Genomic DNA, 17,368 nt, shown 5'->3' on the forward strand with positions numbered 1-17,368 from the left:
GCGGGCTGGCCGGCACCACGTGCGCGAACCGTCCCGCATACGTCGCAGTGCTGCACCCGGCGGCGGTGGCGGGCGTCGACCCGCTGGCCGTGACGCAGACCTCCGGCTATGCAGGGGTCTCCGAGCGGATCACCTACGACAACGCCGTCAACGGCATGTTCTCGGTGCTCGGCCTTGGCGGCAACGACCACTTCGCCGTCGATGACAACGCCGCCATCACGAACCTCGACGGCGGTGCGGGCGCCGACACGTTCCAGATCGGCCAGCTGTTCGGCATGCGCCGCGACGCCGCCTACAGCGGTCTGTCGCCCGCCGACTGGTTCCCGACGATCGCCACGACCCGCGGCTACCTGTCCGAAGGCACCAGCGCACCGCTGATCGCTCAGGGCGGCAGCGGCGACGACGTGTTCACGGTGTACTCCAACCACGCCGCCCTGCGGCTGGAAGGGGATGCCGACAACGACCTCTTCCTCATCCAGGCGTTCGCGCTGGCCCGCACCGACGCGCAGGGCACGCTGATCCTGGGGCCGGTCTTCACCGGCGCCGTCACGATCGACGCCGCGACCGGGACGATCACCCGCAGCGATGGCGGCAGCTTCATCGCCGACGGGTTCGCCCGCGGGCAGACGCTGACGCTGACCGGTGCCGGCACCGGCGACGACCATGACGCGTCGCACGCCGCCGTGATCAGCGCCGTCACCGCCACCACGATCACCCTCGCCGCGGGCCTTACGACGACGGCACCGCTGCAGCACAGCGGCACCTTCACGGTCGCGATCGGCAACGGGCCCATCGCCCGCAGCACCATCATCACCGCCGCAGCCGCGGACGGCACCAGCACGATCACCCGGTCCGGCGGCAGCTTCGTCACCGACGGCTACCTCGTGGGCCAGGCGCTCGCCCTGGTCGGCGCCGGGGCGAACGACAACCTGACCGGGTGCGCTGCCAGCGCAGCGCAGCCGTGCCTGCCGTACGTGATCGCCAAGGTCACCGCGACCACCCTCACCGTGCAGGGCATCCTCGTCGCGGGCACGTTCACGGGCGCCACCGTCGCCACCGTGCTGCCCAGCCCCGTCCTCGGCCTCGGCTTCAGCACTGCTGCGCAGACCGACGTACGTGCCGGCTCCGGCGACGACCAGGTGAAGTACAACGTCAACGCGCCGGTCTCGGTCGACGGCGGCACCGGGTTCAACAAGATGGTGGTGCTAGGCACCGAATTCGCCGACCACATCGTCGTCACCGCCACCGCGATCTACGGCGCCGGCCTGGCCGTCGACTACGGCAACGTGCAGGTCGTCGAGGTCGACGCGCTGCAGGGCGATGACACCATCGACGTGCTCTCCACGGCGCTGGGCGTGGTCACCCGCGTGCTCGGGGGACTGGGCAGCGATGTGATCAACGTCGCCGGCGACGTCGTGGGCGACGTGGTCAGCCGCGACCCCAACGGCACGCACTCCACGATCAACGAACTCGTCAGCTCGAACGACCCCGCCTACCACGACGTCGTGGCCGCCGGCATCCCGGTCTCGGTGGCCCGGCCCACGCAGGGCGCCGTCGTGATCGCCGAGACCGGTGGAGCCACCTCGGTGGGGCGGCTGACCGGCACCGGCGCGATCGGCAGCATCGACTCCTACACCGTCGCCCTGGCCGCAGCACCCACCTCGGACGTCTGGATCACCGTCTCGGCCGGGGTCAGCCCCGACGAAACCCGTCCCGGCGCCGACACCGTCTACCTGTGCACCGGCACGGCCGCCGCCTGCTCGTCGGCCGCCGACTACTTCCGCACCGTGTACGTCGACGGTGTGCCCCAGTACGAGGGCCTGGGCGACCTGGGCGTGGCGAACCGGTCGGTGGTGCTGCACTTCACGACGATGAACTGGATGACCGCGCAGACGGTCTGGGTCGCCGCAGCCAACGACACCACCCCGCAGGGCACCATCAAGGTGGTCCTCGCGCACTCGGTCATCAGCGCCGACCCGGTCTTCGCCGGCACGCTGGTGCGCGACGTGACCGTCACGGTGCGCGACAACCTCGCCGCCGGCATCGACGTCACAGCCCTCGATGGATCCGGCGCCCCCGACAACGACACGACGGTGATCGAAGGAACCACGATCACGCAGCTGACCGACACGTTCTCGCTCGCGCTCTCGCACACCCCGACCGGCACCGTCACCGAGGTCATCACCCCGACCGACGCGCGGCTGATCCTTTCCAGCACCGACTCGCGGTTCGCGCTCGGTGACGTCGTCTCTGGCATCCAGACCTACCTGGTCACCTTCCGCCCGACCGACACCACCCCCGCGGTCGTCATCACGGTGCGCGCCGCCGTCGACTTCCGTCGGACGGATGCCGGCTACACGACGCTGCAGATCAGCACGCTCGCCGCCGGAGCCGGTCGCGACGCCACGTTCGACGGCGTCACCGCGCAGCTGGACGTGATGGTCTACGGCGACAGCGCACCCGGCGTCTACACGGCGCCCACCGGCGGCAGCACCGTCGTCAGCGTCACCGGCGCCGGCACGGCGGGCATCACCGACACCTTCACGGTGCGGCTGCTGTCGGCGCCGACCGCACAGGTGACGGTGGCGCTGGTCACCGACGGCCAGGTGCTGATCGCGACCGACCCCGGGTGCGCGACGAGCCCGCTCGGCCGGGTCTGCCTGGTCTCGATCGGCGGCACGCTGATGCCGGCGGTCACGTTCGACCAGACGAACTGGTGGATGCCGGTCACCGTCACGGTCTCGGCCGACCCGAACTACGTGCTGCCGGCCGGCCGCGCCGACCTGTACACGTTCCCGAAGCAGCCGCATCTGCTGTCGGCCATTCGCGGCCCGCTGCAGATCGACGGCGGCACGGCAGGCGAGCAGCACACCCTGAACAACGCCGTCATCCTGCCCGGCGAGGTCGACACGCCGCCGTTCGGCATCGGACAGCAGCCGTCCGAGGCGCGCCAGGTCGACCTGCTGAACGTGTTCGACGACGGCAGCCGTGCCGACCAGACCGGCGACCTCACCTCGACCGCACTGACCGGCTTCGGCATGGGCCCGGGCGTCACCTTCACGGGCCGCACCTCGTTCGGCGAACCGAGCTCATTCCCCGGCGGCATCTCGTACGGCACGATCACCGTCGACGCGAACGGGAACTTCGTCATGGATGCCTCGAAGACGACGATCGAGGTACTGAATGTCATGCTCGGCCAGGGCAACGACACCCTCATCGTGCACAGCACGATGATCCCCGGACCCGATCAGGCCGCCGACGACCAGTTGCCCACCGGCATCCCGGCCCTGCACGGCGGACTGACCGTGCTGCAGGGCGGCGGCAACGCGCTGCTGCAGGTGACCGGCACCTTCACGTGGGCCACCGGCGCCGCCGGCAGCGCCACCCTGACCCGCACCGACGGCTACTCGTGGCACGACGCCGGGTTCGCGGTCGGCCAGCGGATCACCCTGCCCGGCAGTGCGATCTACGGCGCCTACACGATCACCGGGTTCGCCGGCACCGCCGGCCAGACCCTGCTGCTGCAGGGCGCGCTCGTGGGCGCGCCGGCGGCGGGCACGCTGTCGGGCACCGTCTCGGTCTACGACCCCGCATCGTCGCAGACCGGCTATGTGCGCGTGGGCGGCGACCACATCGTCGTGCTGGACGGACCGGGCGTCGGCGCCGGCTCGCCGGGCCCGAGCTCGCCCCTGGTGATCTACGGCGACACCTCGCAGGACGGCATCTGGTACAGCGGCAGCATCTCGCAGCCGTCGGGTCATGACTTCGGCGCCAAGCCCACGATCGAACCGGTCGGCAACGCCCCGGACTACGTGTTCCCGGTCGCGCAGACCTACACCTACGCCGGCAACGACATGATCGACGCGAGCGCGCTGGATGCCGGCATCGCCGGCAGCGCCCTGCCGTCGGTGGGTGTCACGATCTACGGCGGTGCCGGCGACGACACGATCCTGGGCAGCCAGGCCGGCGACATCCTCGCCGGCGGCTCGGGCAACGACCTGATCCTGGGCCAGCGCGGCCGCGACCTGATCTACGGCGACTCCGGCGTGAACATCGACGTCATCACCCGGGTGCTGACCGTGCCCACCGTCAGCACCAGCGCGCTGCCGGACGCCGACGGACTGCTCGCCGGCCACGACGTGCTGATCGGCGAGGGCATCGGCTCGGCGCCGGCCAGCGCCGCGACGCCGGGAGACGCGAACAGCGAAGACGAGGACGTCATCTTCGGCGACCACGGCGCCGTCGTCCAGGACGTGCAGGATCAGCGCACCTGGGCGCTGGACGAGGCGACCGGCACGTTCGTTCAGACCAGCGGCACCCGGCTGCAGCGCCTGCAGACGACCGCCCTGCTGATGTCGCTGCAGAGCGTGCAGCAGCAGAACGGTGTGAGCGACACGATCGAGGGCGACCTCGGCAACGACCTGCTCCTCGGCGGCGGCGGCGGCGACACCATCTGGGGCAACGCCGGCAACGACCTGGTCTTCGGCGACTTCGGTGCCGTGCTGTGCACCCAGATCGGCACCGCCCCGACCGACCCGACGCAGGCCGACCCCGGCTGCCGCATCGCACCGAGCCTGCTGCCGCTGGACGTGCCGCTGAACGACCACACCTTCAGCTGGACCTCGCTCGACACGCAGGCCGGCGCGAACTGGGGCAACGACCTGATCAACGGCAATGCGGGTGCCGACACCCTGATCGGCGGTGCCGGCAGCGACCGGATCACCGGCGACGCGGGCGACGACGACATCGTCGGCGGCAACACCGGCGACCCGCTCACCACCGGCGGCACGGGCGTCGTCATGGCGAACTCTGTCGTCGCGAACAGTGGCGGCGCCGGCGGCTACAACGGCGGCGTCGACTACAGCGCCGGCCCGGTCGCGTTCGGCGACGTCTTCGACGGCACCGGCGGCACCGACGGCGCACACAGCGTCTGCACCGCCACCTCGTCCTGCCGCTACGGCGACTTCCTCGACGGCGGCGCCGGCAACGACGTCATCGCCGGCGACAACGCCACGATCCTGCGCACCGGATCCGACGCCAGCGCCCGCATGCGCGTGCTGCGCGGCACCGACATCCTGAGCACCGTCGACGGCTCGACGAACATCGCCGGCACCGAGTTCGACGGCGTCAGCCTGCCCTGCCAGTGGATCGACCCGAACGGCCTGACCCCGGCGACATGCACGGACTACGGCTACCAGCGCGACCCGCGCGGCGCACACGTGCGCTACATCCAGCTGCACGACCAGAGCTTCACGCCGGCCTCGGGCACCTTCTCCGACAGCGACATCGCCGGCGGCGCGGGCGACGACGTGCTGTTCGGCCAGCTCGGAGGCGACTGGATCCAGGGCGACGCCACGGTCATCGACGATGAGGGCAGCGTCACGATCGACGTGCAGACCCGCGACACCGTCACCGATCCGCGGGCGTCGGCGGAGGATGCCGCAGGCCCGGGCAGCGACGGCAACGACTACATCGAGGGCAACGGCGGGGCCGACGTGCTCTACGGCGACCTCGGCCAGGACGACCTGGTCGGCGGCAGCTCCGACATGTTCGGTCTGATCACCCGCGACCAGCGCCCCGACGGCGCCGACACGATCTACGGCGGCGCCCACACGCGCACCGGGCTCAACGACCTCGGCGACCTGTCGGCGGCCGGGCACGCGCACGACGCCGACGTGATCATGGCCGACAACGGCGACATCTACCGGCTGGTCGGGGCCTCGGGCAGCCCGACGCGCGACGCGTACGGCCACGTCAAGGCGGCGCTGTCGTTCCTCACCTTCACCTACGACATCTATGGCGGCAGCACCACCGAGAAGATCGTGCCGCGCTCGTACCGCTACCTCGACTACACGATCGGCGACCCCGCCGCCACCGACATCGGCGCCGCCGACCTCGTGCACGGCGAAGCCGGCGGCGACGTGATCCTCGGCGAACTCGGCGACGACGTGCTCGCCGGGGACGGACAGGACGACACCATCATCGGCGGCACCGGCGACGACCGGGTCTACGGCGGCGCCGGCGACGACCGCATCCTCGGCGACGACGGCTACTTCAAGGTCAGCCGCAACGGCCTGACCGAGCCGCTGTGGGATGTCAGCACACCCCACGCCACCGACGTGCTGCTGGCCCTGCCCGGCCCGTACACGCAAGCCACGACGTTCACCGCCGGCGACCTGTTCAACGAGGCGCGGCTGCTCGGCTACGACAGCAACGACCCCACCGCAGGCGGCTACGCCGACATCGTCTACGGCGGGCTCGGCAACGACTGGATCCACGGCGAGGCCGGCGACGACGCCATCTCGGGCGCGGCAGCCCTGCCCTTCTACTACACCGACATCCCGCAGTCCGCACTCCTGACCACATGGGGCGTGAACGCGGCCGACCCGCTGGCCTACAACCCGGCCACGACGAAGTTCGCCGATTACAACGCCGATGACCCGTGGTCGAAGATCTACGACTGCACCGACGGCACCAAGGACATCGGCGTCGACGGCACCTGCGCCTCGGGGCAGAAGGTCGACTTCTTCCTCAGCTTCACACCGTTCGTGCTGGATGCCGCGGGTCACCCGATCCTGGATGCCGCCGGCAACGTCATCAAGAGCGACGACGGCTGCGACATCATCTACGGCGACAACGGCAACGACTGGCTCGTCGGCGGCACCGACAGCAACTGGCTGTTCGGCGGCTTCGGCGACGACCTGCTGCAGTCCGTGCAGAACCTCGAAGCCGACGGCGAGCACAACCGGGTGCCCGAGGACGCGCTGTGGTCGGCACCGACGTTCGCCTACGGCGGTGCGGGTCTGGACGTGCTGATCGCCGGCAGCGGCCGGGCGCGCATGTTCGACTGGACCGGCGAGTTCAACAGCTTCGTCGTGCCGTTCAGCCCCTTCGGCGCCCCCGTCGTCAACCGCAGCCCGAACCCGCACATCCAGGCGTTCATCACGGCGCTGTCGAACGCCGGCGGGCAGGACTCGACGTTCACCCCGAACACGCCGCTGGACGAGACCGCGATGCCGATCCCGGGCGGCTCGTACTTCGACGACCAGCACGGCGGACCGCGCGACCCGCAGCCCGGCAACGTGCCCGGGGTGCAGATCGACTACCGGGGCCTTGTCGACCTCGGCTGCGACTGCAACCCGCTGACCACGATCGGCGTGGCCGGTGCCGTCGACGCGATCGACCCGCCGGCGCCGACCGACGTCGAAGACGCCGACGTGCCGCCGGGACCGACCCTCGCGGTCGGGTCCGCACTCGCCTTGACCTACCTGGTCACCAACCCGTCGACGATCTCGTTCCAGCTCGTATCGATCACCGACGACAATGCGACCTCCGCGGACCCGACCGACGACTTCCACCCCGTCTACGTCTCGGGTGACGCCAACGGCAACGGCCTGATCGATCCCGGCGAAGTGTGGCTGTTCACCGCAGTGGGCGTGGCCGGCGCCCCGCAGTTCGCGCTGGCCGGCGGGCACGAGCACACGGTGACCGCTGTGGGCTTCGACCCGGTCGGTCGCATCCGGGTCACGGCCGCCGACCCGACGAACTACACCGGCACACTGCCGACCGTGCAGATCTTCAAGGACGTCAACGCGGCGGTCCCGCTGCACCCGACCACCACCGAGCAGGCCGACAGCACAGCGACCGCGCCGCACCTGGGCGCCGGCGTCGCGGTGGTGTTCACCTACCGGGTCATCACGAACTCGCAGACCCCGGTCATGGTGGTCGGCGTCATCGACGACAACGGCACGAGCACGAACCTCTCCGACGACTGGTCGCCGCTGCCGGTGCTGACGACGTTCCGCGGCGCGCAGTACAACGTCGGCGACACGAACTTCGACGGGATGCTGGGGGCCGGCGAGGTCTGGCTGTACACGTCTGCCGGGGTCGTCGGCGCCCCGACCGTCGCCGCACAGGGCTGGCACGGCAACATCGGCACCGTCACCGCGACGGATGGCACCGGCGCGACCGACACGGCGACGAACCCGGCCTGGTACTTCGGCGACTCGGGGCTGAGCCTGGTCAAGGCCGTGAACGCGGTCGACCCGCAGCATCCCACCGCCGCCGAGGACGCGAACACCGCCGGCCCGGCCGTCCCCGTCGGCTCCCGCGTGGTCTTCACCTACCTGGTGCACAACTCCAGCGCCGCCGCGATGGTGATCACCGGCCTCGTCGACGACAACGGCACTACCGCAACCAGCGACGACGTGAGGCTCGCGCAGATGACGCCGCTGCTGGGCACCGACGGCATCCACAACATCGGCGACCTCAACGTCAACGGCATCTTCGACTCCGGTGAGACGTGGGTGTACCAGTGGGCGACCACGGCCCTGCTCGGCGGCCCGTTCACCAACACCGCGACGGTGACGGCGACCAGCGGCACCGGGCAGACCGTCACGGCATCCGACATCGCGCAGTACACGGGCCTGGGCGCCCACATCGCGATCCAGACCGCCGTGAACGCGGCCGATCCGCTGCATCCGACCGCGACTGAGGACGCCGACACCGCACCGGGCCGGTACCTGCAGGGCGGCTCATCCGTCGTGTTCACCTACCTCGTCACCAACGACGGCGCCCTCGCCCTGACCGACGTCGTCGTCACCGACGACCACGGCACAGCGAGCACCGCCGACGATTTCACCGCCGTGGCCGTGCGCGATGCGAGCGGCTGCATCGTCGGCGACACCGGTTGCGACGGGGTGCTCGGCGTCGGCGAGACCTGGCTGTTCAGCTCACAGGGCGCGGTCACCCTCACCGCCGTGGTGGGCATGTACCGCGACGGCTCGTCGGTCACGGCCCAGCCCCCGGCCGGCCCGGCTCCGACCGCGACGGACCCCACCTATTACACCGGCAGCCCGGCCGGCGGCATCCGCATCGTCAAGGCCGTCAACGCGGCACAGCCCGGTGCGCCGACCTCTGCTGAGGACGCGAACGACCCGGCGCACCCGTACTACGTCGCCGTCGGCAGCGCGGTCGTGTTCACCTACCTCGTGAGCAGCCCGAACCGGGTCTCGTTCGCCGGCGGCGCGCTGCGGATCATCGATGACAACGGCACCCCTGACGACGCCTCCGACGACTTCACGCCGGTCGGCGTGATGGTCACCGCCAAGGTCAAGGGCGTCGCCGGCTCGTACAACATCGGCGACACAAACTACAACGGCATCCTGGACGGCACCGAGGTGTGGCAGTTCACCTCCGCCGGCGTGATCGGCGGCCTCGCGCGCGCCGGCCTGCACGGAAACGTCGGCACCGTCGTCGCCGTCGTCAGCGGCGTGACGTACGCGGCGACCGACCCGGCCTGGTACCTGGGCATCGCACCACAGGTGCACATCGTCAAGGCCACCAATGCTGTCGACCCGCTGGATCCCACCGTCCGCGAAGACGGCAACGACACCGCGCACCAGCTGATCCTGCCGATCGGCACGGCCCTGGTCTGGACGTACCTGGTCACCAACCCCGGCACCGTCGCCGTGAGCATCGTGTCGATCGTCGACGACCGCGGCACCGCGAGCACGGCCGACGACTTCAGCCCGCGGCTCGTGTCGGGCGACACCAACGGCAACGACCTGCTCGACCCCGGCGAGGTCTGGCTGTACACGTCGGCCGGCGTGGTCACCGCCACGGTGGTGGCCGGGCAGTACTCCAACACCGGCACCGTCACCGCGGCCGAGCCGCGCACCGGGGCACGGGTGAGCGATAGCGACATCAGCGACCACTTCGGCGCCACCAGCTCGATCACGATCCGCAAGGCCGTGAACGCCGTCGACCCGTGGCACCCGACCGTGCGCGAGGACGCGAACACGACCGGCCCGGTGCTCGCGGTCGGCTCGACCGTCACCTGGACGTACCTCGTGACCAACACCGGCACCACGGTGCTCGACATGATCGGGCTGACCGATGACGGCGGCACGGCCGACGGCAGCGGCGCGTTCGCCGTCGAGCAGCTGTGCCAGACCACGATCCCAGGCGGCGGCGACATCAACGGCAACGGAATGCTGGACCCCGGCGAGACCTGGTGCTTCTTCGCGACCGGACCCGTCACCTCCGGCGACTACCGCAACACCGCCACTGTGACCGGCAGCGTCGTCGGCCAGGCCGACCAGACCGTCACGGCGCACGATGTCGCCACTTACACCGGCACTGTCCCCGGCATCCTGGTGCGCAAGTACCTCGGCGGCGTGGCGGCCGGCTCCGCCGACGCCGCCGTGCTGCTGGCCGCCGGGCGGCAGGCCACCTTCACGTACGAGGTGTCGGCGACGACCGGGGTCGCGCTGGCGGACATCACGATCGTCGACGACAACGGCACGCCGGACGACCCCAGCGACGACATCACGCCGACCTACGTCTCGGGCGACACCGACGGCGACAGCGTGCTCGACCCGGGTGAGCTGTGGCTGTTCAGCGCCCCGCACCTGGTGCCGGCAGGCGCCTACAACAATGTGGTGCGGGTCAGCGGCGCGACCTCCGGTGCGTCACCGGCGGTCACGGTGTGGAGCGCCGACATCAATTACTCGTTCGGTGTCGTGGCGTCGGTCACCGTCGGCAAGGCAGTGAACGCCCTCGACCCGTGGCATCCCACCACGATCGAAGACGCGAACACCCAGCCGGCCAAGGAGCTGCTGGTGGGCACCACCGCAGTGTGGACGTATCTGGTCACCAACACCGGCAACTTCGCGGTCACGTTCACCAGCCTGTGGGACGACAACGGCACCCCCGCCACCTCCGACGACTTCGCACCGGCGCAGGTGCTGGCCGTGGGCACGTCGTACAACGCGGGCGACGTCAACCAGAACGGGCTCATCGACGTCGGCGAGACCTGGCTGTTCCGGGCGACCACGATCGTCGGCGCCGGCGCCTACCGCAACACCGCGGCGGCCGTGGTCACCGAGTCGGTGACGCATCAGGGGGCTTCCGGCAGCGACGTCGCCGGCTACTACGGCAACGGCTTCGGCGAGGGCCTGACGCCCGGATACTGGAAGAACCACACGGCGCTGTGGCCGGCCCAGTCTGACGGGGTGTTCGTGTACACGCCCGACCAGCTGCTCACCACGGTGTTCACGAACGTTCCGGCCGAGCTGTCCGGTCAGACGCTGCTCGACGCCCTCGGCGCCGGCGGCGGCGGCGCGATCGCGCTGCTGCGGGCGGCGGTGGCGGGCTTGCTGGCCACGACGTGTCAGTACATCTCGTACCCGCAGAGCGCCGCCTGGCTGATCGCGGCGGTCGACGCGGCGCTGGCCTCGGGCGACGACGCTCAGATCTCGAGCCTCGAGAGCGTGCTCGACGGCTGGAACAACTACGAGGCCGATCTGACGCCGCCGACCGTGCCGGCGGGCACGACGGATGCGGCACCGAGCGCCGTGGTCGTGGAGGCGGATGCGACGGTTGCCGCCATCAACGCCGCCGGGGCCGCCGACACGACGACGCCGTCGACGCTCGCACAGACATCCACTCTCCCCGGCGCAGCGGGCCCGCTGCCGCTGATCGGCCTGGTTTCGTTCACGGCGCTGACGGACTCGACCGCGGCGGTGCTGGACTCCGCGCCCCTGCCTGCGCCGCAGTCCGCCGCACCGGTAGACTCCTACGCCGTACCGCCGGAGACATCCACCGCGAGCACCCTGTCCCGTCGTCGCCGCCGCTGAGCCGCGCCGGCCGGTGGGTCCGTGCGCGATCTGGGTCCGCGCGCCCGTTTCTGACACCCGCGCCCGTTCTTTTCATACGCGGTTGTCGGAAACGGGCGCGCGAGGGCGCGTGGCCGGCGCGTGGCCGGTGCACGGCGCGCGCCAGCCACCGGCCGACACGCGGAACGCGGCCGAACCGCGCGGGTAGGCTGTCAGGGTGAGCATGGACATCGAGCTAGGCCGCGCCAAGCGCGCCCGTCGGGCCTTTACGTTCGACGACATCGCGGTGGTGCCCTCGCGGCGCACCCGCAACCCCGAAGACGTCTCGACGGCCTGGTCGATCGACGCATTCACCTTCGACATCCCGGTGCTGGGCGCGCCGATGGATTCGGTGGTCAGCCCGCAGACCGCCATCGCGCTCGGCAAGCTCGGGGGCCTGGGCGTCCTCGACCTCGAGGGCCTGTGGACGCGCTACGACGACCCCGAGCCGCTGCTCGTGGAGATCGCCACGCTCAGCGACGCCGATGCGACCGCGCGCATGCAGCAGCTCTACACCGAGCCGATCAAACCCGCCCTGGTGCGCGACCGGCTCGCCGAGATCCGCGACGCCGACGTCATCGTCGCAGGGTCGCTCACTCCGCAGCGCACCCAGGAGCTCTACGAGACGGTCGTCGCCGCCGGCGTCGACCTGTTCGTCATCCGCGGCACCACGGTCTCGGCCGAGCACGTCTCCTCGGTGGCCGAGCCGCTGAACCTGAAGAAGTTCATCTACGACCTCGATGTGCCCGTCATCGTCGGCGGCGCCGCCACCTACACCGCCGCGCTGCACCTGATGCGCACCGGTGCCGCCGGCGTGCTGGTCGGATTCGGCGGGGGAGCGGCATCCACCACTCGCGCCACCCTCGGCATCCACGCGCCGATGGCCACCGCCGTGGCCGACGTCGCCGGTGCCCGCCGCGACTACATGGACGAGTCCGGTGGCCGCTACGTGCACGTGATCGCGGACGGCGGCGTGGGCACGTCGGGCGACATCGTGAAGGCGCTGGCGATGGGCGCGGATGCGGTCATGCTCGGCGTCGCACTGGCCCGCGCGACGGACGCCCCGGGTCGCGGCTTCCACTGGGGCCCCGAGGCGCACCACGCCGAACTGCCGCGCGGCCGCCGGGTGCACGTCGAGCAGGTCGGACCGCTGGAGCAGATCCTGTACGGCCCCGCCACGATCGCCGACGGCACCGCCAACCTGGTCGGAGCACTGCGCAAGTCGATGGCCACCACCGGGTACTCCGACCTCAAGGAGTTCCAGCGGGTCGAGGTCGTCGTCGCGCCCTACGGCGTGGAATGAGCACGTCGATTCCGCAGCAGCACGCGCCGGACGAGCCGGATGTCTTTCCGCCGACGCTGCGCGAGGTGCTGCTGCGCCCGCGCTGGATCGCCCTGCTCGCGCTGTGCCTGGTCGTGGCCGGCGTGTTCGCCTGGCTGGGCCAATGGCAGCTCGGCCGTGCCCTGGACACGGTTCCGTTCGAACCCGGTCAGAGCGAACAGGTCGTGCCCATCGACCAGGTGCTGCAGCCCAGCACCTACCTGAACGCCCCGGTCGAGGGTCAGCAGGTCACCGTCACCGGCCACTTCGTCGCCGGTGACTACCTGGTCGTCTCACGCCGGATGAACGGCGACGTGCAGGGCTTCTGGGTCACCGGTCAGCTGCGCACCGACGCCGCCGCTCCGACATCGCTGGCGGTCGCGCTCGGCTGGGCGCCGACCGTCGGACAGGCGCGCGCTGCGGCAGCCGACCTGAACCGGGCCGCCGTGACGCCGGTGACCGTCACCGGCCGGCTGATCAGCGATGAGGGCCCGATCGTGCCGCCGCGCGATGACCCGATGGCGATCCTGTCGATGTCGCCCGCGTCGCTGCTGAGCCGCTGGCACGACATCGCCGGGCTGGATGTCTACCGCGCCTATGTCGTCTCGAACACCCCGGTGGCGGGCCTGGTGCAGATCGTGTCGCGGCCGCCGCAGGCGGGCAGCCAGGTCAATTGGCTGAACCTGTTCTACGCCGCCGAATGGGCCGTCTTCGCGGGCTTCGCGTTCTACCTCTGGTACCGACTGGCCAAGGATGCCTGGGAGAAAGAGGTCGAGGAGATCCTGGAGCCTGATCCCGGGGCTCCCGGCGAGGACGCAGAGCACCGCAGGTAGGATGGCACCATGCCCCTCGCCCCGAAACTGGCCACTTTTCCTGCCATCCGCGGCGCTCTGAAGCTCTACCAGATCGCGTCGGTGATCACCGGCACCTTCCTGCTGCTGCTGGTGGCCGAGATGGTGATGAAGTACGGCTTCCACCAGGAGCTGTTCGTCGGCGGATCGGGCGGCGCCATCTACCTGTCGCCGGTGATCAACGGGCCGCATGGTGAGGAATCCACCGGCAACGGCCTGAACATCAACATGACGATCCTGATCGTGCACGGCTGGTTCTACGTCGTGTACCTGTTCACGTGCTTCCGGGTGTGGAGCATGATGCGCTGGCAGTTCCTGCGCTTCATCATGCTCGCCGCCGGTGGCGTGGTGCCGTTCCTGTCCTTCATCATGGAGATGATCGTCGCCCGCGACGTCAAGCGGTATCTCGCCGAACGCGAAGCGGCGGCGGTTCCGGCATCCGATATCAGCCCCGCCCCCGAAGGAGCCCGGTGACCGAACCGACTGCGCAGCGCCCCGTCCTTGTCGTCGACTTCGGTGCGCAATATGCGCAGCTGATCGCGCGACGCGTGCGCGAGGCGGGCGTGTACAGCGAGATCGTGCCGCACACGGCCACCGCCGCCGACATCGCTGCGAAGAACCCGGTCGCCCTGATCCTCTCGGGCGGCCCGTCGTCGGTGTACGAAGCCGGCGCTCCGCAGCTGGATCCCGCGGTCTTCGAGCTCGGCGTGCCCACGCTCGGCATCTGCTACGGCTTCCAGGTGATGGCGAAGGCACTCGGCGGCGAGGTCGCCAACACCGGGCTGCGCGAGTACGGCGCGACCGCGGCCATGATCGCCGGTGACGGCGGCGTGCTGCTGGGCGGCCAGCCGGCCGCGCAGAACGTCTGGATGAGCCACGGCGACCAGGTCTCGCAGGCGCCGGCCGGTTTCGAGGTGCTGGCCAAGACGCCCGCCACCCCGGTGGCGGCCTTCGGCGACGCGCAGCGCTGCTTCTACGGCGTGCAGTGGCACCCCGAGGTGCGGCACACCGACCATGGCCAAGAGGTCATCGAGAACTTCCTGCACAAGGCCGCCGGCCTTGACGCGTCGTGGAACAGCGACAGCGTGATCGCCGAGCAGGTCGAGCGCATCCGCGCACAGGTGGGGGATGCCCGGGTCATCTCGGCGCTGTCCGGCGGCGTCGACTCGGCGGTGTCGACCGCACTCGTGCACAAGGCCATCGGCGACCAACTCACCGCCGTGTTCGTCGACCACGGCCTGCTGCGCGCGGGCGAGCGCGAGCAGGTCGAGCAGGACTATGTCGCCTCGACCGGAGTGCGGCTGATCACGGTGGATGCCGCGGACACCTTCCTCGGCCACCTCGAGGGCGTCACCGACCCCGAGGCCAAGCGCAAGATCATCGGCCGCGAGTTCATCCGCGCGTTCGAGAAGGTGCAGCGCGAGCTGGTCGCCGAGGCCGCGGCCTCCGGCGACGCGCCGATCAAGTTCCTGGTGCAGGGCACGCTGTACCCCGACGTGGTCGAGTCCGGTGGCGGCGCCGGCACCGCCAACATCAAGAGCCACCACAACGTCGGCGGACTGCCCGACGACCTCGACTTCGCGCTCATCGAGCCGCTGCGCACACTGTTCAAGGACGAGGTGCGGGCGATCGGGCGCGAGCTCGGGATCCCCGAGGCCATCGTCGGCCGGCAGCCGTTCCCGGGGCCGGGTCTGGGCATCCGGATCATCGGCGAGGTCACCCGCGACCGGCTCGAGATCCTGCGCGCGGCCGATGCCATCGCGCGCGCCGAGCTGACCGCGGCGGGTCTGGACGGCGAGATCTGGCAGTGCCCGGTGGTGCTGCTGGCGGATGTGCATTCGGTCGGCGTGCAGGGCGATCACCGCACCTACGGGCACCCGATCGTACTGCGGCCGGTCTCGAGCGAAGACGCGATGACGGCGGACTGGACCCGGCTGCCCTACGATGTGCTCTCGAAGATCTCGAACCGAATCACCAACGAGGTGCGCGATGTCAACCGGGTCGTGCTGGATGTGACCAGCAAGCCGCCGGGGACGATCGAGTGGGAGTAGCGGCGCGCGCGGCGGCCTGAGGTCGAGGATCATGGAAGCGTGGCATCCATGAACACGATCAGCGTCACCTTCCCCGACGCGCACTACGTCGTCCTGTCGAGCCGGCTGATCCCCGACACCGACGGCGGGTACACGCTGGCCACGCTCGCGCGGGCACGGCAGATGGCGGCATCCGGCGTGCACGGCGGAGGCGGCCCGCTGCTGCTGACCGTCGACCCGGGCACCCCGGCCGACCATGCCCGGCACCGCGCCGAGTTCGCGGCCCGCGATCTGGTCGTCGACCCGAACCGGATGCGCAACCTGTTCGACGAGGCATCCGACCCCGCCGGCGGGGCGGCCCGGTGGCTGAGGGACGGCGCGCACGCCGGCGCCGCGGACCCCGCGATCGCGTACCGTACCGTCACCGGCACGAAGGGGGAGCCGGTGGTGGGGCTGCCGGTGCTGCCCGGCGACCCGGACTGGCACATCAGCACCGCCGCGGTGCTCGTCTACGCGGCGGGCGGCGCGATTGCGGGAGTGCTCGACGGATTCGGCGCGCTGTACCGCGCCTGGCTCGACCACGTCGTGCGCGGGCTGCGCGTCGCCGACGACCGGGCCGTCGTGGTGCTGTGCGAGTCACGCCAGCTCGGCGAGCTGCTGGCCGGGTGGGACGACCCGGCGGTGCGGCTGATCCACGCGATCCACACGATCCACCTCGAGCCGCCGTACCGGCCCGACGCACCGGTGAACGCGCTTTGGTCGCGCTGGTTCGATCTCGCCGAGCGGTTCGACGCGGTGCTGTGGCTGACCGCCGCGCAGCGCGCCGATGCGCGCGAGCGCTTCGATCTGGCCGGCGTGCACGTCGTGGTGCCGCACGGCGTGCCGGCTGCGGCATCCGTCGTCCCGCCCGCCCGCCGCGATGCGGGCCGCGTCGTCATGCTCAACCGGCTGGCGGCGGGCAAGCGCATCGACCACGCGATCCGCGCGTTCGCCGGGGTCGTCGCGGCGGTGCCCGGCGCGCACCTGGACGTCTTCGGCGAAGGCGGGCAGCGCGGCGCGCTGCAGGACCTGATCGACGAGTGGGGCCTGGGCGCGCACGTCGTGCTGCGCGGCGGCACGACCGAGGCGGAGCGGGTGCTCGACGAGGCATCCGCGCTGCTGTTCACCTCGGCGTTCGAAGGTCAGGGACTTGCCGTGATCGAGGCGCTCGCGCACGGCTGCCCGGTCGTCTCGTACGACGTGCGGTACGGTCCGCGCGAGGCACTCGCCGATGGCGGCGGCATCCTGGTGCCCGACGGCGACGTGGCGGGGCTGACCGACGCGCTGGTGCGGGTGCTCGGCGACGTCGACCTGCGGGTGCGGCTCTCGCAGGAAGCCGTGCAGGCCGCGCGTCGCGTCGACCCCGAGAACGTGATGGCCGCCCTCGCCGGCGCCGTGCGCGACGTGCTGGCGGTGCCGTCCCGCCGGGTCTGAGCAGGCTGGCGTCGCACCGGCGGCGTGACCGAGTGC

At 71.0% G+C, this 17,368-nt stretch carries 6 protein-coding genes (1 of these 6 cut by a window edge); all 6 read left to right on the top strand.

Features of this window, described 5'->3' with window-relative positions:
- Window positions 1-11,639 carry the end of a hypothetical protein gene (locus ABD705_RS07785; RefSeq protein WP_344782252.1) on the top strand. The gene continues 20,221 nt to the left of window position 1, outside the view, so the window shows 11,639 of its 31,860 coding nt (coding positions 20,222-31,860); the start codon falls outside the window, past its left edge; it ends in the stop codon at window positions 11,637-11,639.
- A gap of 202 nt (window positions 11,640-11,841) precedes the next feature.
- Window positions 11,842-12,960 (top strand): GuaB3 family IMP dehydrogenase-related protein, encoded by a 1,119-nt coding sequence (locus tag ABD705_RS07790; protein ID WP_344782435.1) that lies wholly within the window; start codon window positions 11,842-11,844, stop codon window positions 12,958-12,960.
- Entirely contained in the window at window positions 12,957-13,811 is an 855-nt protein-coding gene (locus tag ABD705_RS07795) for an SURF1 family protein (protein WP_344782254.1), read from the top strand. The genes ABD705_RS07790 and ABD705_RS07795 overlap by 4 nt, the downstream gene beginning before the upstream one ends.
- A gap of 9 nt (window positions 13,812-13,820) precedes the next feature.
- A complete protein-coding gene (locus ABD705_RS07800) occupies window positions 13,821-14,303 on the top strand; it encodes a DUF3817 domain-containing protein (protein WP_344782256.1) in 483 nt (160 codons plus the stop codon).
- Complete coding sequence (gene guaA, locus ABD705_RS07805; RefSeq protein WP_344782259.1) at window positions 14,300-15,880, top strand: glutamine-hydrolyzing GMP synthase; 1,581 nt, start codon at window positions 14,300-14,302, stop codon at window positions 15,878-15,880. The genes ABD705_RS07800 and guaA overlap by 4 nt, the downstream gene beginning before the upstream one ends.
- Window positions 15,881-15,928: 48 nt before the next feature.
- Window positions 15,929-17,332, top strand: a complete 1,404-nt coding sequence (locus ABD705_RS07810; protein ID WP_344782437.1) for a glycosyltransferase — start codon at window positions 15,929-15,931, stop codon at window positions 17,330-17,332.
- Window positions 17,333-17,368: the final 36 nt, after the last annotated feature.

The organism is Microbacterium kribbense, assembly GCF_039537285.1.
Classification (GTDB): Bacteria; Actinomycetota; Actinomycetes; order Actinomycetales; family Microbacteriaceae; genus Microbacterium; species Microbacterium kribbense.